This window comes from Vibrio sp. RE88, from assembly GCF_013113835.1.
Lineage (GTDB): Bacteria > Pseudomonadota > Gammaproteobacteria > Enterobacterales > Vibrionaceae > Vibrio.
This window is the reverse complement of the sequence record NZ_VTYQ01000003.1, coordinates 650,733-677,300: the sequence shown is the minus strand read 5'-3', so window position 1 is coordinate 677,300 and position 26,568 is coordinate 650,733. Positions and strand designations below refer to the sequence as shown.

The 26,568-nt window shown below is 46.1% G+C and carries 26 protein-coding genes; 24 read left to right on the top strand and 2 right to left on the bottom strand.

Annotated elements, in window-relative coordinates; genetic code table 11:
- Positions 1–29: 29 nt before the first annotated feature.
- Positions 30–629: a VOC family protein gene (locus tag F0265_RS09085; RefSeq protein WP_171748618.1), complete on the top strand. Its 600-nt coding sequence runs from the start codon at positions 30–32 to the stop codon at positions 627–629.
- Here F0265_RS09085 and F0265_RS09080 read toward each other — a convergent pair.
- Positions 621–3,395 carry an insulinase family protein gene (locus F0265_RS09080; RefSeq protein ID WP_171748617.1) on the bottom strand — a complete coding sequence of 925 codons (2,775 nt, stop codon included), beginning with the start codon at positions 3,393–3,395 and terminating at the stop codon, positions 621–623. The genes F0265_RS09085 and F0265_RS09080 overlap by 9 nt on opposite strands.
- A gap of 240 nt (positions 3,396–3,635) precedes the next feature.
- On the opposite strand from F0265_RS09080, the gene sixA reads away from it, so the two are divergent.
- The 23 genes from sixA (at position 3,636) to F0265_RS08965 (ending at position 25,011) form a co-directional block, all read left to right on the top strand.
- Entirely contained in the window at positions 3,636–4,100 is a 465-nt protein-coding gene (gene sixA / locus F0265_RS09075; RefSeq protein WP_171748616.1) for a phosphohistidine phosphatase SixA, read from the top strand.
- A gap of 153 nt (positions 4,101–4,253) precedes the next feature.
- A complete protein-coding gene (flhA, locus tag F0265_RS09070) occupies positions 4,254–6,347 on the top strand; it encodes a flagellar biosynthesis protein FlhA (protein ID WP_171748615.1) in 2,094 nt (697 codons plus the stop codon).
- 30 nt (positions 6,348–6,377) lie between these two features.
- Entirely contained in the window at positions 6,378–7,859 is a 1,482-nt protein-coding gene (gene flhF, locus F0265_RS09065; RefSeq protein ID WP_065740509.1) for a flagellar biosynthesis protein FlhF, read from the top strand.
- 13 nt (positions 7,860–7,872) lie between these two features.
- On the top strand, positions 7,873–8,760 hold the full coding sequence (locus tag F0265_RS09060) for a MinD/ParA family protein (RefSeq protein ID WP_171748614.1): 888 nt from the start codon (positions 7,873–7,875) through the stop codon (positions 8,758–8,760).
- On the top strand, positions 8,753–9,487 hold the full coding sequence (locus F0265_RS09055) for an RNA polymerase sigma factor FliA (protein ID WP_006959443.1): 735 nt from the start codon (positions 8,753–8,755) through the stop codon (positions 9,485–9,487). Before F0265_RS09060 ends, F0265_RS09055 begins: the two co-directional genes overlap by 8 nt.
- Positions 9,488–9,532: 45 nt before the next feature.
- Positions 9,533–9,901: a chemotaxis response regulator CheY gene (cheY, locus tag F0265_RS09050; protein ID WP_019277848.1), complete on the top strand. Its 369-nt coding sequence runs from the start codon at positions 9,533–9,535 to the stop codon at positions 9,899–9,901.
- A gap of 40 nt (positions 9,902–9,941) precedes the next feature.
- Positions 9,942–10,661 carry a protein phosphatase CheZ gene (locus F0265_RS09045; RefSeq protein ID WP_171748613.1) on the top strand — a complete coding sequence of 240 codons (720 nt, stop codon included), beginning with the start codon at positions 9,942–9,944 and terminating at the stop codon, positions 10,659–10,661.
- A gap of 9 nt (positions 10,662–10,670) precedes the next feature.
- Positions 10,671–12,962, top strand: a complete 2,292-nt coding sequence (locus tag F0265_RS09040) for a chemotaxis protein CheA (protein WP_171748612.1) — start codon at positions 10,671–10,673, stop codon at positions 12,960–12,962.
- A gap of 24 nt (positions 12,963–12,986) precedes the next feature.
- Positions 12,987–14,117 carry a chemotaxis response regulator protein-glutamate methylesterase gene (locus F0265_RS09035; protein WP_171748611.1) on the top strand — a complete coding sequence of 377 codons (1,131 nt, stop codon included), beginning with the start codon at positions 12,987–12,989 and terminating at the stop codon, positions 14,115–14,117.
- A gap of 9 nt (positions 14,118–14,126) precedes the next feature.
- Entirely contained in the window at positions 14,127–14,903 is a 777-nt protein-coding gene (locus F0265_RS09030; RefSeq protein WP_171748610.1) for a ParA family protein, read from the top strand.
- Positions 14,896–15,906, top strand: coding sequence for a chemotaxis protein CheW (locus F0265_RS09025; RefSeq protein ID WP_171748609.1), 1,011 nt, complete (start codon positions 14,896–14,898; stop codon positions 15,904–15,906). Before F0265_RS09030 ends, F0265_RS09025 begins: the two co-directional genes overlap by 8 nt.
- A 37-nt stretch (positions 15,907–15,943) precedes the next feature.
- Positions 15,944–16,438, top strand: a complete 495-nt coding sequence (locus F0265_RS09020) for a chemotaxis protein CheW (RefSeq protein ID WP_006959436.1) — start codon at positions 15,944–15,946, stop codon at positions 16,436–16,438.
- Positions 16,438–16,932: a DUF2802 domain-containing protein gene (locus F0265_RS09015; protein ID WP_038512945.1), complete on the top strand. Its 495-nt coding sequence runs from the start codon at positions 16,438–16,440 to the stop codon at positions 16,930–16,932. Before F0265_RS09020 ends, F0265_RS09015 begins: the two co-directional genes overlap by 1 nt.
- A gap of 191 nt (positions 16,933–17,123) precedes the next feature.
- A complete protein-coding gene (gene ccmA / locus F0265_RS09010) occupies positions 17,124–17,744 on the top strand; it encodes a cytochrome c biogenesis heme-transporting ATPase CcmA (RefSeq protein WP_171748608.1) in 621 nt (206 codons plus the stop codon).
- A gap of 2 nt (positions 17,745–17,746) precedes the next feature.
- Complete coding sequence (gene ccmB, locus F0265_RS09005; protein ID WP_006959433.1) at positions 17,747–18,415, top strand: heme exporter protein CcmB; 669 nt, start codon at positions 17,747–17,749, stop codon at positions 18,413–18,415.
- 112 nt (positions 18,416–18,527) lie between these two features.
- Positions 18,528–19,280 (top strand): heme ABC transporter permease, encoded by a 753-nt coding sequence (locus tag F0265_RS09000; RefSeq protein WP_006959432.1) that lies wholly within the window; start codon positions 18,528–18,530, stop codon positions 19,278–19,280.
- 3 nt (positions 19,281–19,283) lie between these two features.
- Positions 19,284–19,490, top strand: coding sequence for a heme exporter protein CcmD (gene ccmD, locus F0265_RS08995; protein ID WP_171748607.1), 207 nt, complete (start codon positions 19,284–19,286; stop codon positions 19,488–19,490).
- Positions 19,487–19,972: a cytochrome c maturation protein CcmE gene (gene ccmE / locus F0265_RS08990; RefSeq protein WP_171748606.1), complete on the top strand. Its 486-nt coding sequence runs from the start codon at positions 19,487–19,489 to the stop codon at positions 19,970–19,972. Before ccmD ends, ccmE begins: the two co-directional genes overlap by 4 nt.
- Complete coding sequence (locus F0265_RS08985) at positions 19,969–21,927, top strand: heme lyase CcmF/NrfE family subunit (protein ID WP_095572229.1); 1,959 nt, start codon at positions 19,969–19,971, stop codon at positions 21,925–21,927. Before ccmE ends, F0265_RS08985 begins: the two co-directional genes overlap by 4 nt.
- Positions 21,927–22,481, top strand: a complete 555-nt coding sequence (locus F0265_RS08980; RefSeq protein ID WP_006959426.1) for a DsbE family thiol:disulfide interchange protein — start codon at positions 21,927–21,929, stop codon at positions 22,479–22,481. The genes F0265_RS08985 and F0265_RS08980 overlap by 1 nt, the downstream gene beginning before the upstream one ends.
- Positions 22,478–22,957, top strand: coding sequence for a cytochrome c-type biogenesis protein (locus F0265_RS08975; protein ID WP_171748605.1), 480 nt, complete (start codon positions 22,478–22,480; stop codon positions 22,955–22,957). Before F0265_RS08980 ends, F0265_RS08975 begins: the two co-directional genes overlap by 4 nt.
- Positions 22,957–24,177 (top strand): c-type cytochrome biogenesis protein CcmI, encoded by a 1,221-nt coding sequence (gene ccmI, locus F0265_RS08970; RefSeq protein WP_171748604.1) that lies wholly within the window; start codon positions 22,957–22,959, stop codon positions 24,175–24,177. Before F0265_RS08975 ends, ccmI begins: the two co-directional genes overlap by 1 nt.
- A gap of 63 nt (positions 24,178–24,240) precedes the next feature.
- Positions 24,241–25,011 carry a VacJ family lipoprotein gene (locus F0265_RS08965; RefSeq protein WP_171748774.1) on the top strand — a complete coding sequence of 257 codons (771 nt, stop codon included), beginning with the start codon at positions 24,241–24,243 and terminating at the stop codon, positions 25,009–25,011.
- Between the two features lie 51 nt (positions 25,012–25,062).
- Here F0265_RS08965 and F0265_RS08960 read toward each other — a convergent pair whose 3' ends face one another.
- Positions 25,063–26,397 (bottom strand): outer membrane protein transport protein, encoded by a 1,335-nt coding sequence (locus F0265_RS08960; RefSeq protein WP_171748603.1) that lies wholly within the window; start codon positions 26,395–26,397, stop codon positions 25,063–25,065.
- Between the last annotated feature and the right edge of the window lie 171 nt (positions 26,398–26,568).

Below are 26,568 nucleotides of genomic sequence, written 5' to 3'. Positions count from 1 at the left end.
GGAAAAATCAACGTTTTGGATAGATGAAAATGTCTCAAAGACTACTGGATGCTGAATTGATGCCTTCACAAATGAAAGGCAAGATTGAAGATTTTATGCATAAAATTCAAGGTTTAAGCGAGAAACTGCATATTAATTTACGTCCTTTTCAGGCGGATCATATTGCATTACGTATCAATGACTTGGAATTGGCAAAACTGGCTCATCAAGAATGGTTAAAAGAAGGCTGTGAAATATCAAATGCGGTGATAAATGGTCGTCCGATCATTGTGATTGAATTCACTGAGCCATTGAAGGCGTTAAATTGGTCGATTGAGTGCTTAGAATTGCCTTATCCAGCCGAGGGAAAAAGCTATCCGCAGCAGTCATGGGAGCATGTCGAGTTCGTTGTTCCTTCGCAAGCTGAAACAGCAGAGGAATTTTTGCAGGGCATCAAGCAACAACAGCCAGAACTTGCGAAACACTGGAATCAGTTGGGAGAGCAGGGAATTAAGGTAAAATTATCGAGCCCGAAAGGAGAGGGCGAGCGACTCAATAACCCAACAGTGGCATTTAAGCACGATGGTATTTGTATCAAGCTTCACCCGCATTCATTGAAAAAGATTGTCGAGTCGGAGCAATCAGCCTAAGTCGATGTCTTTTGGTCTCAATTGAAATTCCTCAATTGAGCCAATTTCAAAACCTAATTCAAGCGGAGCGGACTCATGGTGTGCGTTCCCTTGAGTGTGCATTATGAGACGGTTTGCTGTTCTGGGTTTGAGTTCGTTCACGACAAAGCGAATCATGTCAGCGCGAGTAAGTGTCTTGAGTTCTTCCAACACCACTTCTTTTTGATTGAAACAGCGGTCCTTATTACCTATCGCAACCCATAAACGCTGAGCTCGACTGCGTAGGGTGGTGTCTGGCGTTGCAATCTGGTTCCACAACCCTCGTTTACTGCTGTGCCATTGGTATTCGTTGAGCTCAAGAAGCACCATATAGAACGCATTGAGAAACTCGTCAATCGAGCTAATTAAATCGATAGGAGCGGCATTGGGCGATTGTACGTAGAGCACAATACCCGGATGACGATTGAGTGGTAAGTTTCCTGTTCCTACCATATAACCCAATTGTTGCTTGGTACGTATCTCATGGAAAAACGTGGCGGACATCAAGTGATTAGCCAGCGAGTAGAGGGCAATGTTTCGCGGCTCGATATCGTCGCACTGATAGTAGACAACGATGGCGGAATCTTCTTGATTGCACTCCACTGAACGTTGGAATGTTCCGTTTTTGCCAAGCATCACGAGAGGACGGAGTGCTTCCTCATATTGCTGATTATGGACTCTAAGCGCGTCTTTAAGTGTCTCACCAAGGCTGATGGCGTCAGCGCGAGTCCAATCACCATAAACAAACATCTCGACATGCAATTCAGCCAAAATGTCTTGAACGAAGTCCGCTAACTCTTCGACATGAATAGTTTCAAGCGCTTCCAACAATTCCACGTAAGGTGGATTATTGGGTTGCAACAGCCCAGTCATGGCGTTGAACAACTGAGAAATGGGTTTGTCTTGAGCTGCGTTACGCCAGTTCCTGATTAACTGAGTTTTGATGGTCTCAAAGCGTTTGGCACTGAATTCGCGTTTAGCAAAGCGGTTGAGGATCATTTTCATCAGCTCTGGCTGCTTCTTGCTAAAGCCGGACAGTGTTAATGTCACGCCACCTTGATGGGCATACATGTTGTAGCCCATACCGGCAATTTCCGCCTGATAGGTCTCTTTAGCCAGTGAATCGAGAAACATCTCTACACATAAGCGTGTTTTGACAATGTTTTTCGGATTAGCGACGGCATGCGGGCTATCAATCGCTACATAGATAACACCTTTAGGTACGCGGAATTCATGGTCTTGGAGGTGCCATAATTTGAAGCCTGGAAGTTCTTCAATGACTTCAGGGATATCAGACCGAGAATCGATGGGCTGCGGATCTAAGTCATAACAAATAAACGGGTTCTTTGGCGGCAGGCAAAAGCTCAATTCGCTTGTTGCTTTATAGTAGGCCAGATTCTCTGAATTAAATGGAGTGACAGAGTAGGGAGAAGCGTACCATTGGGCTTGCTTATCATACTTGAAGCCCTGCGCAATTAGCGTAATGCGAAGGTTCTCAGGCGTTAAATATTGCAGCAGGTCTTTGAGCAGAGGCTCGTCATACTCATTCATCATAAAGTCGCCGTAGATTATATCTTCTGGCGCGTAATGCTGCATGTTGACCACAAGGTGACTGACCAAATCTAATGGTCGTGTCGGCTCTTGAAAGCGGAAAGCCGACTCGAGCACGGCCTGCTTCTCAAGGTAACGCCACTCATCAAACCCATCGCGGCTTAATAGTGTTAAATAGGAGAAGATCGCCTGTACAATTTCATCAACACAGCCAAGCCCCTCTGTGGTTAACGCGCAGCTAACCGTAAATTCACGATAGTTGCTGCCGCTGGTGCCACCACCGGCAGAAAGGGAGGTTATCCAACCAGCTTCCTTCAACGCTAACATCAGACTGCCTTCGCCCTCATAACCAAGCAAATGCGCGAAATAAGAGAGAGGCTTCTGACGATAATGCTCATCCATGCTTGGCATTGGGAAGGTCAGTATCAGTTTCCGGATTTCTTTGATTGGCTCTACATTCACCATAATGCTGGTAGAGTTTTCGTCCATATAGGGTGTGCTGATAGATTTACCCGCCAGACCATGGGTTGGGATGGAAGAGAATTTCTCTTCCACCCAGAGCGCAAGTTCGTCTGGAGATTGGGGGCCCATAACGGTTAATGTCATCAAATCGGCAGAGTACTGTTGATAATGAAATTCGACAATCTCGTCGCGGATCGACTGGCCATCACGATCACCCAGTGTTTCTAGGTTGCCGACCGAAAACTTGGCAAACGGATGATCTGGATTCACCAGCTCTTTATGCACCTGATAAAGCCGACGGGAATCGTCCTTGAGTTTGAGTTTGTATTCAGATTCCACCGCTTGGCGCTCTTTATCTAACGCCTCAGGATTAAACAGTGGAGCAGTAAAAAATTGGCTAAACCGGTCAAGACTATCCTCAAAGGCCGAAGGAGTAACGTCAAAGAAGTAGCAAGTGTGTTCGGTGCCAGTCCAAGCATTATTGCTGCCACCGTGCTGATTAATATAGCTTTGAAACTCCCCGACTTTAGGGTATTTTTCTGTACCCAAAAACAGCATGTGCTCTAGGTAATGAGCGAGCCCTTGACGATCCATCGGGTCATCAAAATGGCCAACATTGACTGCTAGAGCGGCGGCTGATTTCTGTGCATCGCAATCCTGAACTAGCAAGACCCTGAGCCCGTTTTCCAACGTGAGGTAGCGATATTGGTTGGTGTCATTTGGGCTTATATGCACAAGGGTCTCTCCGCTGAAGGTGCCTAGATACTAGTATGTACGGGATGCGAACGAGTGCCAACTATCTCTTTGAGAAATATAAGCATACGTAATTTATTTATCCGTTCCTTAAGATTGTTAAGAAAGTCGAAGTCTTTAGCAAGGTACTTGATATAATTATTTTTAAACGGACAACAAAAGTCCGTGTATTAAAGAATAACAATCACGGTTAGTGAGCAGTCACCGATTTAGGAAGAAGCCATGAAAATATTTATAATGCGTCACGGAGAAGCAGAACATTACGCTGCTTCAGACGCAGAACGTGCGCTAACAGAAAGAGGACGCAGTGCCTCAGCCGCAGTGGCCAGAGCATGTGCAGATCAAGGCTATGCACAGTTTGATAAAGTACTGGTAAGCCCTTACTTACGTGCCCAGCAAACCTGGCAGGAAGTATCCCGTAGTTTCAACGCCAAACAAATCCAAACGTTTGAAGAGATCACTCCGTATGGTGAGTCGACACATGTGGCGGATTATGTGGCGGCGGTTGCTCAAGTGGAAGGTCTGGAATCGATCCTATTAGTCTCTCACTTGCCATTGGTCGGTTATCTTACGGCGGAATTTGTGCCAGATATGGTGCCACCGATGTTTCCTACCTCGGGCATCGTATGTGTTGATTACGATCTGAATAAACGACGTGGCGAGCTGATTTTTAATATCCAACCTTAAAGTGTATCGCTCATGTAGGAAACAAAGTAATTCAACGAGTTACTGCTTTCTCTGACTTTGCAATTTAGCCATAAAATTGACAGGACTTATGGACTGGAACTTGCATAACCGCCTAAGTCCCTTAATTTTGGTTAAATTATAGATTTCTCTTCTATGAAGTTTACATTGCCGTTCGCGGATAAGTTACCTTCCATCCCTCAGAGAGCAATGCCAGCGATAGGTGCGCCTGTCATGGTATTGGCGACACTGGCGATGGTCGTGCTGCCGATACCGCCATTTCTGCTCGACTTATTCTTCACATTTAACATCGCACTGGCGATGGTGGTGTTATTGGTCACAGTCTACACCCGTAGACCATTAGATTTCGCAGCCTTCCCGACAGTACTTCTTATCGCGACCTTACTACGTTTAGCGCTGAACGTTGCTTCAACTCGTGTTGTTTTGTTGTATGGACACGAAGGCACCGGGGCTGCGGGTAGTGTGATTGAAGCGTTTGGTAGCGTGGTTATTGGTGGTAACTATGCCGTCGGTCTAGTGGTCTTCCTCATTCTGATGATCATCAACTTTATGGTTGTGACCAAAGGTGCTGGCCGTATTTCTGAAGTGAGCGCACGTTTTACCTTGGACGCATTACCAGGTAAGCAAATGGCGATCGATGCTGACTTGAACGCAGGACTGATAGATCAAGACCAAGCTCGGACTCGCCGTCAGGAAGTGACGAAAGAAGCGGACTTTTATGGCTCGATGGACGGTGCGTCAAAGTTTGTAAAAGGCGATGCCATTGCAGGTATTCTGATTCTGTTTATCAACATCATCGGTGGCTTATCGATTGGTATGGCTCAGTATGGATTGGCATTCAATGATGCGATCCAGATCTATACCCTGTTGACTATCGGTGATGGCTTGGTTGCTCAGATACCGTCGCTACTCTTGTCGATTGGTGCCGCGATAATGGTAACTCGTCAGAACACTGACGAGGATATGGGGCAGCAGGTTGTGTTCCAGATGTTCGACAACCCGAAAGCACTGATGATTACCGCAGGTATTCTTGGCGTGATGGGTGTCGTTCCTGGTATGCCGCATTTTGCGTTTCTGTTGCTTGCGATTTTAGCCGGTGCTGGTGCGTACTGGATTCACCGTAAACAGAAACTAGAAGCAGAAAAATCTAACCTACCAGCCACCACAGAGCAAGATGCCCCGACGCCTAAAGAATTGTCTTGGGATGACGTCCAACCCGTTGACATCATTGGCCTTGAGGTAGGTTACCGATTGATCCCATTGGTGGATAAAGACCAAGGAGGCGAGTTGTTAGAGCGAGTTAAGGGCGTTCGCAAAAAACTCTCGCAAGATTTTGGTTTTCTGATTCCTGCAGTCCACATTCGCGATAACTTAGAACTAACGCCCAACAGCTATCGGATTACCTTGATGGGCGTAGCCGTGGGTGAGGCAGAGATTCGCCCTGATATGGAGCTAGCGATTAACCCGGGGCAGGTGTATGGCATGGTGGAAGGTGAGCCGACCATCGACCCTGCTTTTGGCCTTGAGGCGGTGTGGATTAAAGATGAACAGCGCGAGCATGCTCAAGCGCTGGGTTATACCGTCGTGGACTCTTCAACCGTTCTTGCTACTCATTTAAGTCAACTGCTAACGAACAACGCTTCAAATCTGATTGGTCATGAAGAAGTGCAAAACCTGTTGGAGATGCTCGGCCGAAGTGCACCTAAATTGGTTGAGAACTTTGTGCCGGATCAGCTTCAGCTGGGCGTTGTAGTGAAAGTGCTACAGAACTTACTTAATGAAGCGGTACCTATCCGAGACATTCGAACTATCGTCCAAACCTTGGCTGAATACTCAAGTAAGAGTCAAGAACCTGACATCCTCACAGCAGCCGTTCGTATTTCTTTAAAACGATTAATTGTTCAGGAAATCAATGGAATAGAGCCTGAGTTGCCAGTCATTACATTGATTCCTGAACTGGAACAAATATTGCATCAAACAATGCAAGCATCTGGGGGAGAGTCTGCAGGCATCGAACCAGGTTTGGCAGAACGACTACAATCTTCTTTAACTCAAGCGACTCAAGAGCAAGAGTTGAAAGGAGAGCCAGCCGTCCTTCTGACCTCTGGCGTATTGCGCTCTACGTTGGCGAAGTTTGTGAAGAACACAATCCCATCGCTGCGAGTACTCTCTTATCAGGAAATCCCAGACGAGAAACAAATACGTATTGTTCAAGCCGTTGGTAACTAGCAGTAATGCGTGAATAGATGGATATCTACTTTGAAGATTAAACGATTTTTTGCCAAAGACATGCGGACCGCCTTACTCCAAGTCAAAGGGGAGTTAGGTGATGATGCAGTTATCATGTCTAATAAAAAAGTCGCTGGTGGTGTGGAGATTGTTGCGGCGGTCGACAATGAGACAGCCGCAGCGCGCTCAGGCGCTAACTATAACTCCCAACCTCGCTACAACAACTCTCAGGCCGCTGCAAACATGCAGAGCGCTCCAACTCCTAAGCAACGTCAGTTAGACGAAGACAGGGTGAGTCTGCAAGGTAAGGCGGATTCAGGCCGCTCCATGACGAAGCGCTTTGCTAACATGCTTAAACAATACAGCAATGGTGCTGCAGAAGCCGATGGTAATGAACCTGAAAGTGCGGATTCATTGTCGGCATTGCTGAAGAGACAGTCTGCTGCTCGAGGGGATAATAACGGCGTTCAGGTGCGTGAAGACTCGCCGTTAGCCCGACTGATTGCGGAAGACCGAAGCGCAGAGCGACCAGCTCCACGTCTTGACCCGACACGTTATGAACGCAGTCGTGCCGAAGAGCAGAATATGCGCGGCGAAGATCTTGAAGACATGCGTGAAGAGATGACGTCAATTCGCCGACTTCTTGAGCATCAAGTGTCCGGGCTGATGTGGCAGGAAGTTGAGCGCCGCGAACCTCTTCGAGCCATGTTGATCAAACGACTTGAACGCATGGGAGTTTCTGCTGAGCTAGCGGATCAACTGGCATGCTACATTCCTGAAGACACGCCACCCACAAAAGCATGGAAAGCGTTGCTGGGTCTGGTTTCAGACCAAATTCCTATTTCCAAACAAGATATTCTCAAACGTGGTGGTGTGGTTGCCCTTCTCGGGCCAACAGGTGTGGGTAAAACGACGACGGTTGCCAAGCTTGCAGCAAGAGCTGCCATGGAGTTTGGTTCAGACAATGTCGCACTAGTTACAACGGATACTTATCGTATCGGTGCACACGAGCAATTATCGATTTATGGCCGAATTATGGGATGTGCTGTAAAAGTTGCTAAAGATTCCAAAGAGTTAGCCGATGTAATATATCAATTGAGAAATCGTCGCCTAATTCTGGTTGATACAGCAGGTATGGGACAGCGTGATGTTCGCTTATCAGAGCAGCTCGATACGCTCATGCACGAAAGCGGTGAAGTGATCCACAGCTACCTAGTGTTACCTGCTACTGCGCAGCGAAAGGTACTGCAAGAGACCATCGACCACTTTAAGAGAATTCCACTTTCGGGTTGTATTCTCACCAAACTGGATGAGTCGTTAAGCCTAGGAGAGTTTGTCAGTGTCGTAGTACAAAACTCATTACCCGTGGCTTATATCGCGAATGGACAGCGAGTTCCAGAAGACATAGTGATAGCGCAACCTAAGTACATGGTTGCGAAGGCAAATGAATTGTTAGAGAAGTCGACAGATGACGAACCTCACTATTGGAATAGTGAATCAGAAAGGTTCTAGGCGGCGGACGATTATGACTAAGAATATGATACAAGACCAAGCAAGCGGACTACGCCGCTTAACACAACCTTCACTCACTAAAGTAATTGCGGTTACTGGTGGTAAGGGCGGCGTGGGTAAATCAAATGTGACTTTAGGCCTGGCGATATGTATGGCGCGCCAAGGCAAGAAGGTCATGGTGCTTGATGCTGACCTTGGTTTGGCAAACGTTGATGTAATGCTGGGTATACGGTCGAAGAAAAATCTTGGCCATGTATTAGCAGGCGAATGTGACTTACAAGATGCTATTGTTGAAGGACCGTATGGAATAAAAATTATCCCAGCGACTTCAGGCACTCAGTCAATGACCGAACTGTCTCATGCGCAACATGTTGGTTTAATTCGTGCTTTTGGCAGCTTAGAAGATGAGATGGACGTGCTACTCATTGATACTGCTGCCGGGATCTCAGATATGGTAGTGAGCTTTTCACGCGCAGCTCAGGATGTGGTAGTTGTGGTTTGTGACGAACCGACGTCTATCACGGATGCATATGCTCTGATCAAACTTTTGAGCAAAGAACACCAAGTTCAACGATTTAAAATTGTTGCAAATATGGTCAGAAGTTATCGTGAAGGCAGAGAATTGTTCGCAAAGTTGACCTTGGTCACAGAGCGATTCTTGAATGTTAGCCTTGAGCTCGTAGCATGTATTCCATTGGATGATAAAGTTCGACAAGCTGTGAAAAAACAAAAGATTGTCGTGGATGCATTCCCTCGCTCGCCAGCGTCATTAGCTTTGGGATCGTTAGCAAATAAAGCGCTAACTTGGCCAATTCCTAAGACACCGAGTGGACATCTGGAGTTTTTTGTAGAACGCTTACTTCATGGAACAGAGATGTTAGAGGAACCATTTGGTGAATAAGGCATTGACCTATGACCAATACGCAAATCAAGACAGCCAGCGAGCGTTTTTAGAAAAATACTCGGTGCTGGTGAAGCGCATTGCTCACCACTTGCTCGGGCGATTGCCTCCGAGCGTACAGGTCGAAGACCTTATTCAAGCCGGAATGATCGGCTTATTAGAAGCTCAAAAGAACTACGACGGCAGTAAAGGCGCCAGTTTTGAAACCTATGCTGGTATTCGCATCCGTGGTGCTATGCTTGATGATATACGCCGTGGGGATTGGGTTCCCCGCTCAGTACACAAAAATAGTCGAGAAATCAGTCAGGCCATTGCGCAGTTAGAAGGTGAACTCAATCGGGACCCAACCGATGCAGAGGTCGCCAAGCGCTTAGAAATGAGTCTTGAGCAATACCATAGTGCATTAACGGATATTAACAGTTCTCGTCTCATTGGTATTGACGATTTAGGTGTGTCAGAAGATGCGATATCGCACGAAGATGCTGACGAAGAAAATATCCCTTTTCAGGGCGTCGCAGATGAATATTTTCGTACTGCACTAGTAGAATCAATTAAATCACTTCCTGAAAGAGAAGCTCTAGTACTTTCGCTTTATTATGATGAAGAGTTAAACTTGAAGGAAATCGGCGAAGTTATTGGTGTTAGCGAGTCGCGCGTTAGCCAAATACTAAGCCAATCAATGCAGCGTCTACGCACAAAGTTGAGTGTTTGGACAAATAATGACTAAAAATCACTGATATCGAACTCAGTGGAGGCAATTTTGAATAAAAACATGAAGATCCTTATTGTTGACGACTTTTCAACAATGCGCCGTATCGTTAAGAACTTACTTCGTGACTTGGGTTTCAATAACACTCAAGAAGCGGATGACGGCTTAACGGCGTTACCAATGCTTAAGAAAGGTGAGTTCGACTTTGTAGTAACAGACTGGAACATGCCTGGTATGCAAGGTATCGACCTTCTGAAGCATATTCGTGCCGACGAGGAGCTTAAGCATCTACCTGTTCTTATGATCACAGCAGAAGCGAAGCGCGAACAAATCATTGAAGCTGCGCAAGCAGGTGTTAATGGCTACATCGTTAAGCCATTTACCGCAGCTACACTAAAAGAAAAATTAGATAAAATCTTTGAGCGTTTATAAGTCAAGGAATTGACGACGGAACGCGAAAGGCCAATTCAGAATGATTTCATTAGAACAGGCAAAGCACCTCGTAGAGTTGTTAGAAAACGATCAGCAGCAAGAAGCTGACCAACTTGTCAAAGAGATACACGAAGGCTCTTCTAATCCAATGCTACAGGAAATAGGTGAGCTGACGCGTGATCTTCACGAATCTATCAAGCAATTTAGTATTGATGAACGTATGAGTGAGATCGCGAACGATGAAATCCCTGATGCCAGGGATAGACTCCAGTATGTCATTGATAAGACAGAGACTGCGGCGAATAAAACCATGGATGCTGTTGACCGCTGCATGCCAATAGCAGACAACCTTCACGAAGGATTGCTCCAGGTTCGCCCTCAGTGGAACGAATTAATGCATGGTCGTATTGAACTTGCAGAATTTAAAGCTCTGTGCCATCGCATTGATGGTCTACTTGGCGAAGTAGAAGGAGATAGCTCCGAGCTTAGAGGGCAGCTAACAGAAATTCTAATGGCGCAGGATTTTCAGGATTTAACAGGTCAAATCATTCGCCGAGTGATTACCCTCGTTAATGAAGTTGAAAAGAGACTAGTGGAAATTCTGACAGCGTTTGGCGCAAGTCAACTACAGGACGCTACAAACAATAAGAACAAATCATCGATAGACCCAGAGGGGCCAATACTCAACCCTCATGAAAGGGAAGATGCGGTTTCATCACAAGACGAAGTCGACGACTTACTCTCAAGTCTTGGGTTTTAGAGGTAACTTATGAGCTATGAATTAGACGAAGACATTCTACAGGACTTTTTGGTTGAAGCTGGCGAGATATTAGAGCTTCTTTCTGAGCAGTTGGTAGAACTAGAAAACAACCCTGACGACAAAGACCTTTTAAATGCAATATTTCGTGGTTTCCACACTGTCAAAGGCGGGGCGGGTTTCTTGTCATTAACCGAACTGGTTGATACCTGCCACGGTGCTGAAAACGTGTTTGATATTTTGCGTAACGGCCAGCGTCAGGTAACAGCAAGTCTAATGGATACCATGCTGAATGCGCTGGATACTGTCAATGAGCAGTTTCAGGCAGTACAGGATAGAGAGCCTCTGACCCCTGCAGACCAAGCATTGCTTGATGAGCTGCATCGTCTAAGCAAACCACAAACCGAAGATGAAGCGGAACCCGCGGCAGAAGCTCCTGCAGATCCAGTGGCGGATGAACCTGTTGCTGAAGAGCCGGTCGCTCCAGAACCTGTAGCAGCACCGCCAGAAGCGCCTAGCACGGAAGCTGTATCTGCAGGCTCTATTGATGAAATCACTCAAGACGAATTCGAAAAACTGCTGGATGAATTGCACGGTAAAGGTAGTGCACCAGGTAATGCTGATGAACCAGCGGCGCCTGCAGCAGTTGCATCACCCGCCAATGAGCCTTCAGTTTTGAATGGCGATATGAGCGGCGATATTACCGATGATGAATTTGAAAAATTGCTCGATGAACTGCATGGCTCAGGTAACGCACCTGGCGATGTGTCGGCCACGGCTCCTCCTGCTGAGCCAGTAACTCCCCCTCCAAGTCCGGAACCTGCTAAGCCAGCTGCAAGTGGTGGTGATAGCGATCTGATGACGGATGCGGAGTTCGAAAAACTGCTCGATGATTTACATGGTTCAGGTAAAGGACCATCAGCGGAAGAGTTAGAGGCTGCGACTAAGCCTGCAGCGGAAAATCCGATTCCGACTCCTGCACCCGCTAAAGCAGCACCTAAGCCAGCAGAACCTGCTGCGACTCCGGCACCAACTGCTGCCGTTGCACCAGCACCAAAAGCCAAAGCTGCACCGCCGGCGAAAAAGGAGGCCACGCCTCCAGCTGCCCAAGCTAAGAAACCTCAAGCTGAAGCCACCGTTCGTGTTGATACCTCAACGTTGGATATCATTATGAATATGGTCGGCGAACTCGTTTTAGTGCGAAATCGTCTATTGAGCCTTGGGTTGAACAGTAACGATGAAGAAATGTCAAAAGCGGTAGCAAACCTGGATGTTGTGACTGCTGATCTTCAAGGCGCTGTGATGAAAACGCGCATGCAGCCGATCAAGAAAGTATTCGGCCGTTTCCCTCGTGTTGTTCGAGATTTAGCTCGTAGCCTGAAGAAAGATATCAACCTCGAGATGCGTGGTGAAGATACCGACTTGGATAAAAACCTAGTTGAAGCACTCGCGGATCCACTAATTCACTTGGTACGTAACTCTGTTGACCATGGTGTCGAGATGCCAGAAGACCGAGTCAAAGCCGGTAAACCAAGAACAGGTAAAGTCATACTGTCTGCTGCTCAGGAAGGTGACCATATCGAACTTGCTATCGTTGATGATGGTGGCGGTATGGACCCAGACAAGCTAAGAGGCATTGCGGTTAAACGCGGTATTATGGATGAAGATGCGGCCTCACGTCTGACCAACAAAGAGTGTTTTAATCTTATCTTTATGCCGGGCTTCTCCAGTAAAGAACAAATCTCGGATATTTCTGGTCGTGGTGTAGGTATGGATGTTGTTAAAACCGCCATCAACACCTTAAATGGCTCCATTGATATCGATTCTGAAATGGGCAAAGGAACTAAGATTACGATTAAAGTACCTTTGACATTAGCAATTCTGCCAACATTGATGGTTGGAGTCGCAGATCACCCATTTGCTCTGCCATTGGCGAGCGTGAATGAAATTTTCCATCTAGATCTAAGCCGTACTAACGTAGTTGATGGACAACTGACAATCATTGTTCGTGAGAAATCAATTCCGCTGTTCTACCTTCAGAATTGGCTAGCGCCACGAGCTGGAGAAGTTGAATTACGTAAAGGACACGGACACGTCGTTATTGTTCAGATCGGCAGCCAGCGTGTTGGCTTTGTCGTTGATACTCTAATAGGCCAAGAAGAAGTGGTGATTAAGCCGCTTGATAACCTACTACAAGGCACACCAGGAATGGCAGGTGCAACGATTACCAGCGATGGTCATATCGCTCTGATTCTGGATGTGCCGGATTTGCTTAAGCAGTATGCTGCTGCTTCTCGAATCTAAGTCGTAGAACAAAAAAGGATTGCTATGGCGATTAAAGTTTTAGTGGTAGATGATTCGAGTTTTTTCCGTCGCCGAGTCAGTGAAATAATCAATTCAGAGCCTCGGTTAGAGGTGATGGATGTAGCGACCAATGGTAAAGAAGCGGTCGAAAAAGCCATCAGATTAAAGCCAGATGTCATTACTATGGACATTGAGATGCCAGTCATGGATGGTATAACAGCCGTTCGTGAAATCATGGCAAAAAGTCCGGTTCCAATTTTGATGTTTTCTTCATTGACTCATGATGGTGCTAAAGCAACGTTAGATGCGCTTGATGCAGGTGCGTTGGATTTCTTACCAAAGAAGTTCGAAGATATTGCACGTAATCGAGATGACGCTGTTTCTCTTTTACAACAGCGCGTGATTCAAATCTCGTCGCGTCGTACCTTCATGCGTCGCCCTGCTGCAAAACCAGCGCCAACAGCTACTCCGACGGCAAGGCAGCCTGCTACATCGACAGCTCCTGCGCAACGAACGACGCGCCCTGCCGCAGCGGCGCCTAAACCGTCTTCAGCTGCGCGATTTAAAGCAAGCGGCAAAAAATACCAGTTGACTGCAATCGGAACCTCCACAGGAGGACCTGTTGCATTACAAAAAATACTCACCAAGCTACCCGCTAACTATCCGCATCCAATCGTTTTGATCCAGCATATGCCAGCAACATTTACGGCTGCGTTTGCGAGTCGTTTAAACTCGCTGTGCAAAATCCAGGTAAAAGAGGCGGCCGATGGTGACGCTCTTAAGCCAGGAGTCGCATACCTAGCGCCGGGCGGGAAACAAATGATGATTGACGGACGCCCGGGCTCGGCAAAGTTGCGTGTCATTGATGGTGGTGAGCGAATGAACTACAAGCCTTGTGTTGACGTCACTTTTGGCAGTGCGGCAAAAATCTATTCTGATCAAGTGCTTTCAATGGTTTTAACTGGCATGGGAGCAGATGGAAGAGAAGGCGCTCGCATGTTAAAGAGCGCAGGCTCTACAATTTGGGCACAAGATGAAGAGAGTTGTGTTGTCTATGGTATGCCTCAAGCTGTAGCAAAAGCGGGTATTTCCACCGAAGACCTACCATTGGAGCGCATTGCTGAGCGCATTCTGGTAGAAGTCGGTCTGTCGTAGAGGTATCGCATGATTGTTTGGAGTATCGCAAACCAGAAAGGCGGTGTTGGTAAAACGACAACGACGATTACGTTGGCTGGTTTGCTTAGCAAGCAAGGGAAACGTGTTCTACTTGTAGATACGGATCCGCATGCTTCGCTGACTACGTATTTAGGTTATGACTCCGACGGTGTGGCTTCAAGCCTGTTCGACCTTTTCCAACTCAAAGAGTTTAGTGAACAAAGCGTTTTGCCTTTGGTCATGAAGTCAGATATTGAAGGTATTGACTTAATACCTGCCCACATGTCGCTAGCGACGCTTGATCGCGTAATGGGGAATCGCAGTGGGATGGGGCTTATCCTGAAGCGAGCTCTAATGGCAATAAAAGAGCGTTATGACTATGTGCTCATTGATTGTCCGCCGATTCTAGGGGTCATGATGGTCAATGCATTGGCTGCGAGCAATCGTATATTAATCCCAGTCCAAACGGAGTTTTTGGCGATGAAAGGCCTGGAACGTATGGTTCGTACATTGGCGATTATGCAAAAGTCGCGCAATCGTGAATTTAAAGTCACGATTGTACCAACAATGTATGACAAACGAACGAGAGCATCATTGCAGACACTACAGCAATTGAAGAAGGATTACCCTAATCAAGTTTGGACATCGGCTGTACCGATTGATACCAAGTTTCGCGATGCCAGTTTAAAGCACCTTCCAGTTTCACATTTTGCATCGGGTAGTCGGGGTGTTTTCGCCTATAAACAGCTGTTGATCTATTTAGAGAGGTTAGCGGTGGATGAGTAGCAATACTTTACTCTCAAGTGAACAAGCGCTGGACGAGTATTTTTCAGCGCTACTCGATGAATCGATTGAAGTAGAAGAGCTGACAGAGGCTCCTGAAAACGCTCCTGATATCTCACCAGAACCGGAAGAGATGGAACTGGAGCCCGTTGTTCAGTCGGTTGAAGAGAAAAGCTACTATTCAGCACCAACTGCCGAAGTTGAAGTTCCCAATTTAGATGACGTGGAAAGGTTGCTGGAACAACTCGAGTCAACCAACCCCGTCGCAGAACTTCAGCTTGAAGAGGTGATGGAGCAGAACACAGTTCAGATTGCTGAAGCCAAAGAGGTTGCTGAAGAAGTTCAGGATTGGGAAGTTGAAATTCCTGACTTAGACGAGCCGATAGTTGAAGATGAATTGGATGTTTCTGATTTTTTTGAAGAAACCATCCAAGTAGAATCAGAAGCTGAAATTCAAATTGAAGAGCCAGAAATTGAATTGGCGGAAGAAGCTTCTGTTGAGCCAGAGACTCAAACTGGTGGCAGCGAATTAGGCATTTGGCACTCGACCGAGCGTGACGCTGAGTTTCAGGTACTTTACTTTGACGTGAATAGCGTGACTTTCGCGGTTCCTCTTGACGAACTGGGTGGTATACACCGAATCGCGGAACTGAATCATCTGATAGGTCGCCCTGAATGGTATTTGGGCCTACAAACAAGCCGAGAAGCTCAGCTTGATGTGGTAGATACGGCAAAGTGGGTGATGGCCGAAAAGCTGATAGATGACAGCTACAAGGATGAATACCAATATATAGTGATGCTGGATGAAAGTATGTGGGGACTGGCTTCAACACAACTAAAAGGAACAGAATCGCTAAATCCAGAAAAAGTCCGCTGGCGCAAAACAGCAGGGAAGCGTCCGTGGCTAGCTGGAATGGTTAAAGAAAAAATGTGTGCTTTGATCCATGTTGAAGCATTGATAGCTATGCTTAATGCAGGACTTGATGTAAAAGCCTTAGATAAATAAAACATTTATGCCGATTTAGGCTTAGAGAGGAATAGGTATGTCTCAAACTAATGAAGTCGAAGTAAGAAAAGATCAGTCCAATGACGAAGTACTTCAGTGGGTGACGTTCCAGCTAGAAGAAGAAACTTACGGTATCAATGTAATGCAGGTACGTGAAGTACTTCGCTATACAGAGATTGCTCCTGTACCGGGCGCCCCTGATTATGTTCTAGGTATCATTAATCTACGTGGTAACGTCGTAACGGTAATCGATACTCGTTCACGCTTCGGCTTGATGGAAGGCGAAATTACCGATAATACTCGTATCATCGTGATTGAATCTGAACATCAGGTGATTGGTATTCTAGTGGATAGCGTTGCTGAAGTGGTTTATTTGCGTTCTTCTGAAATTGATACCACACCAAGTGTTGGTACTGATGAAAGTGCTAAGTTCATTCAGGGTGTGAGCAACCGTGATGGTAAGCTCCTAATTCTGGTTGATCTGAACAAACTTCTGACTGACGAAGAATGGGATGAGATGGCTCACCTGTAATGGATGCAGTTGTATTTGCAAATGCTCCTGTGATCGCAGGAGCCATTGCGTTAGTTGTACTGTTGTTTGTATTGGCTCTTTTTCGTATTAAGAAGAGTCAGCGGTTAATGGCCGATCATTGGCGGCAGCAGAATCGCCACCTTGATAAAGAGTTGCAGAAGGCAACAAAGCAATTGCTTGAAGTACGATCCGTGGTAGTCGGATTAGGGCAACGTGTCAGTGAGCAGCAGGACCTCATCCAGCATCTGAATGAAAGAATATCAGAACTAGAACAGGAAGATGGTGATGGCAGGTTGTACTCACGAGCCACAAAAATGGTTCAATTAGGCGCTGACGTTAACGAACTCATTGAAGAATGTGAATTGCCGAAAGCCGAGGCAGAGCTGATGTTGTCCTTGCAAAAGAAGATTGCAGGGAAAGAGAAAATCCCTCCCCTAAGAGCTGGCAATGAACAAAGAAAAGCACCAGTGCGGCGAAAAAGTGCAAGAAAATAACGATTGAAAAAGGATGCAAATAGCATCCTTTTTTTGTGTTCAATTGTAACCATTTAGTGGTAGTTAAATTAGGCTGTGGTAGATTATTAACAGAATCTTACCGAGTTTCGTGATTCGTATGGGTCGAATTCTATTTTGTGTGAGTACGGCTGTGGTACTATACCCACACAAAATTTAAGTAGTGAACATTCATGTTAGAAGTATCTCAGCTGACTGCCATCAGAGATGAAAGAATTCTCTTCGAATCCCTCTCTTTTACTATAAATTCCGGTGAGTTAGTACAGATTGAAGGCCGAAATGGTACAGGCAAAACAACGTTGTTGCGTATCGTTACTGGGCTCGGAGATCGCGATAGTGGTGAGATTTTCTGGAACGGCGAAAACATTGAGTCAAACCGAGATGGTTATCATCAGGACTTGCTGTTTTTGGGCCATCAAACGGGTGTGAAGCGTGAGCTAACTGCTTATGAAAATTTGAGGTTTTATCTCAATATTCATTCTCGTAAACCAGTGGATAAAGAGACTATTTATAGCGCTTTGGCGAAAGTGGGTTTAGTGGGTCGTGAAGATGTCCCAGTTGCTCAGCTTTCCGCTGGACAACAACGTCGAGTTGCACTGGCCCGTTTGTGGCTGAGCGACCATAAACTTTGGATCTTGGACGAACCGTTGACGGCTATTGATAAACAGGGTGTGAAGGTTCTGGAATCTCTCTTCCTCAGTCATGCTGAAGAGGGTGGCATTGTGATACTTACAACGCATCAGGACATGTTCGCTGATAATCCAAAACTAAGAAAAATAAAACTGGGTGATTAGCCATGTTTGCAACGATGAACAGCATTATTCGACGTGAATTGCTTATTGCGTTTCGCCGTCAGGCAGACATATTCAATCCACTGTGGTTTTTCATCATAGTGATTACACTTTTCCCACTCAGTATTGGCCCGGAGCCCAACCTGTTAGCGCGTATTGCTGCTGGTATTGTTTGGGTCGCTGCATTGCTGTCTGCGTTGTTATCTCTTGAACGATTATTCAGGGACGATTTTCAGGACGGTTCACTGGAACAAATGATGTTAATGCCTGTCCCATTGCCTATAGTCGTGATTTCAAAAGTGATAGCGCATTGGGTTTTGACGGGCTTACCATTGATTCTGATTAGCCCTTTGCTGGCTATTTTGCTTTCGCTTGATATGAATTCTTGGCTGGCTGTTGTTACAACACTGCTGATAGGCACTCCAACATTGAGTTTCATCGGAGCTATTGGTGTCGCGTTGACAGTTGGTCTACAAAAAGGGGGCGTGTTGCTCAGCTTGTTGGTGTTACCGCTTTACATTCCCGTATTGATTTTTGCGACGTCGGCTATTGATGCTGCTTCACTTGGAATGGCATATAACGGGCAGCTTGCAATACTGGGGGCGATGTTTATGGGAGCAATGACACTGACACCTTTTGCGATTAGCGCTGCGTTGAGAGTAAGTGTCAATTAATTGTTTTCGATCAAGCACGAAATTTTCCCTTTCTATAAATTACAAAACTAATAATTGTCAAAAGTCCAAGAGACGTAAATAAGACAACACTGAAGTAAGAGTGAGAACGACGATGTGGAAATGGCTCCATCCTTATGCCAAGCCCGAAACCGCTTATCAGCTGTGCGGTAAGCTATTGCCCTGGTTTTCCATATTAGCCCTGCTGTGTTTATCGGTAGGGACGGTATGGGGACTGGCCTTCGCCCCTTCTGACTATCAACAAGGTGACAGCTTCCGGATTATTTATATCCATGTCCCTTCTGCGATTTGGTCTATGGGTGTTTATATGTCCATGGCTATTGCAGCGTTTATTGGTTTGGTCTGGCAGGTCAAGCTGTCAGACATGGCCGCCTCCGCAATGGCGCCAATCGGCGCAGTTTATACCTTTATTGCCCTGCTTACGGGTGCTGTATGGGGTAAGCCGATGTGGGGTGCATGGTGGGTATGGGATGCACGTTTAACCTCTGAACTGATCCTCTTGTTCCTTTATCTCGGTGTCATCGCGCTTTATCACGCGTTTGATGACCAGAAAACGGCAGCTAAAGCGGCAGGTATTCTTGCGATTGTTGGCGTTGTGAACTTACCGATTATTCATTTCTCAGTAGAGTGGTGGAATACCCTACATCAGGGAGCGACTATCACTAAATTTGCAAAACCTTCCATCTCTAGCGATATGCTTTGGCCTCTATTGCTGAACATTTTCGGTTTTGCATTTTTCTTTGGTGTAGTGACGATGATTCGTCTACGCAATGAGATTATTAGCAAAGAGAGTCACCGCCCGTGGGTGATTGCTTTAGCTCAGGCTAAATCTCAGCGAGGTAACTAAACGATGCATTTTGAATCTTTGAGCGATTTTTTCGCGATGGGCGGTTATGCCGGCTATGTTTGGAGCGCTTTTGGTATCACATTCTTTTCGATGTTTGTTCTGCTTATGGTCAGTATTCGCCGTGGCAAAAACCTGTTGAATGAAGTGCAGTCGAAGGTAGACAGGCAAGCGCGTATTGATGCGGCTAAAAATTTGGAGAACACATTATGAACCCTAGGCGGAAGAAAAGGCTGGGCATTGTCTTAGCAATTTTCATTGGTATTGGCGCGACTGTTGGCCTGATGCTTTACGCATTAAATCAGAATATGGATTTGTTCTATACACCGACAGAGTTGGTGGATGGTAAACCTGACGGCACCAAGCCAGAAGTCGGTCAACGTCTGCGGATTGGTGGTATGGTGGTTGAAGGTTCGGTTCGACGAGATCCTGAATCACTGCGTGTTTCTTTCGATTTACATGATGTCGGCCCTAAGGTCACCATCGTCTATGACGGTATTCTTCCAGACCTGTTCCGTGAAGGGCAGGGGATTGTCGCTCAGGGTGTATTGAAAGATGCGACGACCGTTGAAGCCTTTGAAGTGTTGGCAAAGCATGATGAAGAATACATGCCGCCAGAGATAGCGGAAGCGATGAAGAAAAATCACCAACCGCTTGAATATACAGAACAACAAAAACAAGGAAGCGGTCAATGATTGCTGAAATTGGTCATTTTGCAATGATCGTTTCACTGGCAATGGCAGTGCTGTTGAGCATACTGCCATTAGTCGGTGCGTCTCGAAATAATACTATGTTGATGAACACCGCAAGACCTTTGTCTTGGGGAATGTTCCTGCTACTTCTTTTATCTTTCTGTGTGCTGCTTTGGGCGTTCTACACCAATGACTTTACGCTCAACTATGTTGCTACCAACTCAAACAGTCAGTTACCTTGGTACTATCGCCTGACGGCGGTTTGGGGAGCACACGAAGGCTCCTTGCTTCTTTGGGTTCTGATTCAAGCTGCTTGGACAGTTGCCGTCGCGACATTTAGCCGTGGCATGCCGCAAGAATCGGTTGCTCGCGTGCTTGCTGTAATGGGCATGATTACGGTTGGATTCTTACTGTTCATCATCGTTACATCTAACCCGTTCCTACGTACCTTGCCATTCTTTCCTGTCGATGGTCGTGACTTAAACCCATTGCTTCAAGACCCAGGCTTGATTATTCACCCACCAATGCTTTACATGGGTTACGTAGGCTTCTCAGTTGCGTTCTCTTTTGCTATTGCATCATTGATGACAGGTCGACTTGATACCGCTTGGGCTCGTTGGTCTCGCCCTTGGACGACAGCTGCTTGGTTATTCTTGACTCTAGGTATTGCACTAGGTTCTTGGTGGGCGTACTACGAACTCGGCTGGGGTGGCTGGTGGTTCTGGGATCCAGTAGAAAACGCATCGTTTATGCCTTGGCTTGCGGGTACAGCGCTAATGCACTCATTAGCTGTAACCGAAAAGCGTGGTACCTTTAAAGCTTGGACTGTGCTATTGGCAATCTCTGCCTTCTCGCTGAGTTTATTAGGTACTTTCCTTGTACGTTCGGGTATTTTGGTTTCAGTTCACGCGTTCGCATCTGACCCGTCACGGGGCATGTTCATTCTTGGCTTCCTCGTGTTTGTTATCGGCGGTTCGCTACTGCTGTTCGCTCTGAAAGGGGCAACAGTTCGTGTTCGAGGTAACTTTAGCTTAGTTTCCCGTGAGAATGCGCTACTATCAAACAACGTCTTGTTGATTGCCGCTTTAGTAGTGGTTCTGGTCGGTACATTATTACCACTGGTTCATAAACAGATTGGTTTGGGTTCCGTGTCTATCGGTGCGCCATTCTTCAACATGTTGTTTGCGTGGCTGATGATTCCTTTCTCTTTCTTGCTAGGTATAGGCCCGCTGATTCGTTGGAAGCGAGATGACTTGTCAAGCTTGATCAAACCTATGCTGGTTTCAGGTGTCGCGTCGCTTGTACTTGCTGGTGTGTTTGTTTACTTGTTTGCTGATTTTTTCCAGTTTATGGCTTATCTCGGCTGGGTGATGGCGTTGTGGATTATCTTTATGCACGGCTTTGAGTTGCATGAACGTGCTACTCACCGTCACAGTTTTGCTGTTGGTATCAAGAAACTTCAGCGTAGCCACTGGGCTATGATGATGGGCCATATTGGCCTTGCTGTAAGTATCATTGGTATTGCGATGGTTCAGAATTACAGTATTGAGCGAGATGTACGTTTGGCTCCTGGTCAACATTACAACATTCAGGGTTATGATTTCTACTTTGAAGGACTGCGTGACAAAGATGGCCCGAACTATGATGGTTATATCGCTGACTTTGAAATCACTCATAACGGTAAGTACATCAATACACTTCATGCAGAAAAACGCTTCTATCGCACTGCACGCTCGATGATGACCGAGGCTGCGATTGATCGTGGTGTGACTCGTGATTTGTATATCGCGATGGGCGAACGTCTAGACGATAATAAGTCTTGGGCGGTACGTATCTATTACAAGCCGTTTGTTCGCTGGATCTGGGCTGGTTCATTGCTAATGGCTCTAGGCGGCGCTATTGCAATCAGTGACAAGCGCTATCGTTTCAGAAAAAGCGCTAAAACGCAGGAGGCATAATGAATAAGAAATTATTATTCATCCCACTGTTGGCGTTTTTGGGTTTGGTGGCAGTTTTTGCCACCCAACTTGTAAAAAACTCACATGGCGATGATCCGACCAAGCTAGAGTCGGTACTTGTCGGCAAATCGGTTCCTGAGTTTCGTCTTGAAGATCTCGCCGAACCAGGCAAACTTTACGATCAATCTATCTTTAAAGGTGAGCCACTACTGCTAAACGTATGGGCGACTTGGTGCCCAACTTGTTATGCAGAGCACCAGTACCTGAATGAGTTAGCGTCTCAAGGCGTTAAGATCATTGGTATGAACTACAAAGATGAACGTGATAAAGCCGTTCAGTGGTTGAATGAGCTTGGTAATCCATACCTGATTAGCCTATTTGATGGTAATGGAATGCTTGGTTTAGACTTGGGCGTATATGGTGCACCAGAAACATTCCTTATTGATGCGCAAGGCAAGATTCGTTATCGCCATGTCGGTGATGTGAATGACCGAAACTGGAACGAAACGCTGAAGCCGATGTATGAGCAAGTTCTGGCGGAGGCTGGACAATGAAAAAGATGATATTGGCTCTGTTTGCTGCGATGACTCTGTCTTTGGCAGCACATGCCACGATCCAAATCTATGAATTTGATGACTTGGAGCAAGAGCAGCAGTTCAAAGAACTCGGGAACACCCTTCGTTGTCCTAAGTGTCAAAACAATACTATCGCGGATTCCAACGCAGAGTTGGCTGTCGACTTACGTCAAAAAGTGTATGAAATGACCAAAGAAGGCAAGTCAAAACAGGAAATCGTTGATTATATGATTGCCCGTTACGGTAATTTTGTTACCTACAATCCACCATTCACAATGGCGACATCAATTTTATGGCTAGGGCCGATTTTTGTCGTGGTATTTGGCTTTGGCTTTATTGTCCTAAGAACTCGATCACGTAAGGCGCAACCAGAAGAGTCAGAATCTTGGGACAAAGATAAAGAAGCGCGCTTGAAAGAGCTGCTGGATAATAAGAATGATGGAGATAAGCAGTAATGACACTATTTTGGGTAGCTTCAGTCATTCTTGTTGTACTGAGCTCACTGCTGATCGCTTTGCCGATCATTAGAAAAAAAGCGAATAATGATGAAGCGTTGCGTGATGAGTTAAACAAAGCGTTTTACAAAGACCGTTTATCGGAGCTCGAAGAAGAAGCCGAAGAAGGCTTAGTTGAAAACCAACAAGATCTGATCGACGACTTGAAACAATCGCTGTTAGACGATATCCCGGAAGATCAGAAAGTAGAGCGTGAAAACGGCATCTCACCAATGGCAGTGCTTATTCCATCTGTTCTTCTGGTTGTAGTGTTGTCTTACGCCATGTACATGAAATTTGGTGCTTCGGATGAAGTTGTAGAATGGCAGCAAGTGAGTGCAAATCTTCCTGCTCTGTCTAAAAAGCTTATGGCACCAGAAGGCACGGCATTGAGCGATGACGAAATGCAGGATCTGACATTAGCACTTCGTACTCGTCTGCATTACCAACCTGATGACTCTACAGGCTGGTTGCTTCTTGGTCGTATTGCACTAGCCAATAGGGATGTGGAAACGGCAATCGGGTCAATGAAAAAAGCGTACAGACTCGAACCAGATAACGCAGATGTCAAACTGGGTTATGCGCAAGCTTTGATGTTGTCTCAGGATGATATCGACCAAGACAAAGCTCGTAAGATTCTCGGTCAGCTGGTTCAGAGCGATTACGTTGACTTACGCGTATTCTCATTGTTAGCTTTCGATGCATATGAACGCAAAGATTACCCAGCAGCGGTTCGCTACTGGAGTGTGATGCAGCAGATGATCGGTCCGCAGGACAGTCGCTACGAGATGCTTTCTCGCAGCATCGAAAATGCTCAGAAACAAATGGGCGATCACGTATCGAGTGGTAAATCTGTGTCTGTATCTATCGCTTTGAGCACAGAGGTTCAGGCTGACCCAAATTCAGCGCTGATTGTTTCAGTTCATACTGCCGATGGTTCTCCAATGCCAGTTGCGGCTGCCAGATACCCGATGGGTTCTTTCCCGAGGACCGTTGTTTTGGATGATGGAAACAGCATGTTGCAAGATCGCAAGCTGTCTTCACTCGAATCTTTGATGGTGAGAGTACGTCTAGACAGCGATGGAAATGTCGCAACTAAACAAGGGGACTGGTTTGGAGAGAGCGAAGCCGTTAAAATGGGCGAACCTGTTGAAGTTATAATTGATAAGCAGTATCAATAGATACCCCTTATGAATGTACAAAGGCCGGTGACTACACCGGCCTTTTTTATGGAAATTATAATAATGAAGAGCCTCAAGTCTCAGATATGGGTGATTGCTTGCACGTCGATTTTTCTATTTGGCTGTGCGGGCTCGCCTCAGGAAAGTGAACACTCAACGTCAGCCGAATCGGAGGTCAATGACCCATTTGAGGGGTTTAACCGCACGATGTGGACAATCAACTATGACTATTTAGACCCTTACTTCGTTCGTCCGGTTTCGTTGGCATACGTTAATTACGTACCCGATCCACTACGTCATGGTGTATCCAATTTCCTTGGCAACTTAGATGAGCCAGCAAGTATGGTGAACAACATCTTCATGGGGAATGGTGAGAAAGCACTCGATCATTTCAATCGCTTTTGGATTAACAGTACATTTGGGCTTTTAGGCATCATTGATATCGCTTCTGAAGCTGGGATCACAGACCACAATGAGAAAGCTTTCAGTGATGCCATTGGTCATTATGGGGTAGGTAATGGCCCTTATGTGATGGTGCCGGGCTATGGTCCTTGGACTGTGCGCGAATCCACAGACATTGTTGATGGATTATATGTGCCACTGTCATTACTCAACTTCTGGGCTGGGCTAGGTAAGTGGGCACTTGAAGGTATGGAGACACGTGCGGCATTAGTGTCTCAAGAAGCGATGCTGGAGAATTCCCCCGATCCTTATGCGCTTACACGTGATGCTTTTCTTCAGAGGCAAGACTTTAAAGCAGAAATCGAGCCTAAGGACGATTACGATGCTGATGAAGAAGCTTATCTAGATGAATATCTGGATGAAGATTTCTAATAAAAAGGCTTGGTCACTGACCAAGCCTTTTTCTTTATTTGGATAGTTTACTTAGAACTTGTAATTAGCTTGAACACCAATTAGCCAGATGCTGCCTTTAGTCTCGCCGACAAATTGGCCAGCAACGTTTTGTGCTTCATTATCTGATGCGTATCCGCGCGATTCTGTGATAGGTGCGTCTTTCGCAAGGATGTAGGTTAATCCGCCATCCAGTGTGAACTGTTTAGTAAACTCGTAGCTTGCCCCTAGGCTTAGCCATGTGCGATCGGTTTCCGGAATGGTAATCGTGCGGTTTTTATCACTAACTGCTGACGTGTCGTATGCTACGCCCGTGCGTAGAGTTAGTTTTTGGTCAACCTGATAGGTTGCACCGATAGCAAAGCGGTAGTTGTCTTCCCAATTTTCAACCTTCACCATTTTAGTGCCATGGGTATCAAGCTGTGCTTCAAGTTTCTCGAAACTGCTCCAATCCGTCCAGTTTAAGCTAGCATGGATCGCGAGCTTTTCCGTTAGTTGATGGAAGCTTGCTAGTTCTGCAGTTGCAGGCAGGGCGAGATCCATTGAGCCGTTGTCACGGTTCCCATCCTTAAGGGACGAGTCAAAACCGATACCCGTGGCGTAACCCTCAAGTTTTAGATCAATTTCAGATTTGTAAGTAAAACCAATTCTATGATCTTCATTAATTTGCCAAGCAGTACCGACTTGCCAGCCCCACGCGGTATCATCACCTTCCATGTATTTTAGAGTGGTTCCCTTGGCAGCGGAAATTGGAGTCGTGCCGATAACACCAATTACATTGTTTTCCGGCGTTTTTGCGCCAAAGCTACCTTCCCCCATGACGTAACGGATACCGCCACCAAAACTAAACTGTTCATTAAGCTTGTAGGCAGCGTTTAGATTGGCTTCCATAGTGGTCACGCTAGCCTCATTACCAAAATGCGCTGCGGCAAAGTCATCGCCCAGATTGGTTTCCATGCCGTAGTTAGTACCCATCGCAAAGCCGACAGCGACTTTTTCAGAGTACTTGTGAGAGATATAAAAGTTAGGAATAACGGCATCATTCGCGAAATCATCAGAAGAGGCATTTGATGTAGGAAGGGTCGGATTCGATGACTTAGAGCCGTCCACACTACCACTGACATCTACATTAGGGTTTACATAGATAGCACCGACAGAAATCTGAGTACCTTCGAGATAAGTTAGCATTGCTGGGTTGCGCCACTGTGCGCTCGCGTTGTCGGCCATAGCTGCTTCACCAGCGTACGCACGACCTAAACCAGTTGCTGAATACTCAGCGAGCTGGAACCCTGCTGCGTTCACAGATGCTGATACTGAAAGAAGGCCACCTGCCACTGCAAGAGATAGGAGAGTTTTGTTTGTTTTCATTTTTATGTTCGCTGAACGTATGGGTAATTTGTCGTGCGATCATAAGTTTAGAGTTATTGCTTTAAAAATTAAAAACAGTGTTAACCTTGTCTTCGGCATAAAATATTGTCATGTGGTTATTTTTCTATTTAATTGACTGAATGTTAATGGTTTGTTTTGGGTATTGAGCGT

Bases quoted from the DNA above. Each gene is read 5' to 3' on its own strand.
- F0265_RS08985 (WP_095572229.1), top strand. From the start codon at position 19,969: ATGATTGCTGAAATTGGTCATTTTGCAATGATCGTTTCACTGGCAATG.
- F0265_RS09040 (WP_171748612.1), top strand. From the start codon at position 10,671: ATGAGCTATGAATTAGACGAAGACATTCTACAGGACTTTTTGGTTGAA.
- F0265_RS09030 (WP_171748610.1), top strand. From the start codon at position 14,127: ATGATTGTTTGGAGTATCGCAAACCAGAAAGGCGGTGTTGGTAAAACG.
- F0265_RS08975 (WP_171748605.1), top strand. From the start codon at position 22,478: ATGAAAAAGATGATATTGGCTCTGTTTGCTGCGATGACTCTGTCTTTG.
- F0265_RS09085 (WP_171748618.1), top strand. From the start codon at position 30: ATGTCTCAAAGACTACTGGATGCTGAATTGATGCCTTCACAAATGAAA.
- F0265_RS09020 (WP_006959436.1), top strand. From the start codon at position 15,944: ATGTCTCAAACTAATGAAGTCGAAGTAAGAAAAGATCAGTCCAATGAC.
- F0265_RS08960 (WP_171748603.1), bottom strand. From the start codon at position 26,397: ATGAAAACAAACAAAACTCTCCTATCTCTTGCAGTGGCAGGTGGCCTT.
- ccmA (WP_171748608.1), top strand. From the start codon at position 17,124: ATGTTAGAAGTATCTCAGCTGACTGCCATCAGAGATGAAAGAATTCTC.
- ccmB (WP_006959433.1), top strand. From the start codon at position 17,747: ATGTTTGCAACGATGAACAGCATTATTCGACGTGAATTGCTTATTGCG.
- flhA (WP_171748615.1), top strand. From the start codon at position 4,254: ATGAAGTTTACATTGCCGTTCGCGGATAAGTTACCTTCCATCCCTCAG.
- ccmE (WP_171748606.1), top strand. From the start codon at position 19,487: ATGAACCCTAGGCGGAAGAAAAGGCTGGGCATTGTCTTAGCAATTTTC.
- ccmD (WP_171748607.1), top strand. From the start codon at position 19,284: ATGCATTTTGAATCTTTGAGCGATTTTTTCGCGATGGGCGGTTATGCC.
- F0265_RS09025 (WP_171748609.1), top strand. From the start codon at position 14,896: ATGAGTAGCAATACTTTACTCTCAAGTGAACAAGCGCTGGACGAGTAT.
- F0265_RS09000 (WP_006959432.1), top strand. From the start codon at position 18,528: ATGTGGAAATGGCTCCATCCTTATGCCAAGCCCGAAACCGCTTATCAG.
- F0265_RS08980 (WP_006959426.1), top strand. From the start codon at position 21,927: ATGAATAAGAAATTATTATTCATCCCACTGTTGGCGTTTTTGGGTTTG.
- cheY (WP_019277848.1), top strand. From the start codon at position 9,533: ATGAAGATCCTTATTGTTGACGACTTTTCAACAATGCGCCGTATCGTT.
- F0265_RS09015 (WP_038512945.1), top strand. From the start codon at position 16,438: ATGGATGCAGTTGTATTTGCAAATGCTCCTGTGATCGCAGGAGCCATT.
- F0265_RS09045 (WP_171748613.1), top strand. From the start codon at position 9,942: ATGATTTCATTAGAACAGGCAAAGCACCTCGTAGAGTTGTTAGAAAAC.
- ccmI (WP_171748604.1), top strand. From the start codon at position 22,957: ATGACACTATTTTGGGTAGCTTCAGTCATTCTTGTTGTACTGAGCTCA.
- F0265_RS08965 (WP_171748774.1), top strand. From the start codon at position 24,241: ATGAAGAGCCTCAAGTCTCAGATATGGGTGATTGCTTGCACGTCGATT.
- F0265_RS09060 (WP_171748614.1), top strand. From the start codon at position 7,873: ATGACTAAGAATATGATACAAGACCAAGCAAGCGGACTACGCCGCTTA.
- sixA (WP_171748616.1), top strand. From the start codon at position 3,636: ATGAAAATATTTATAATGCGTCACGGAGAAGCAGAACATTACGCTGCT.
- F0265_RS09035 (WP_171748611.1), top strand. From the start codon at position 12,987: ATGGCGATTAAAGTTTTAGTGGTAGATGATTCGAGTTTTTTCCGTCGC.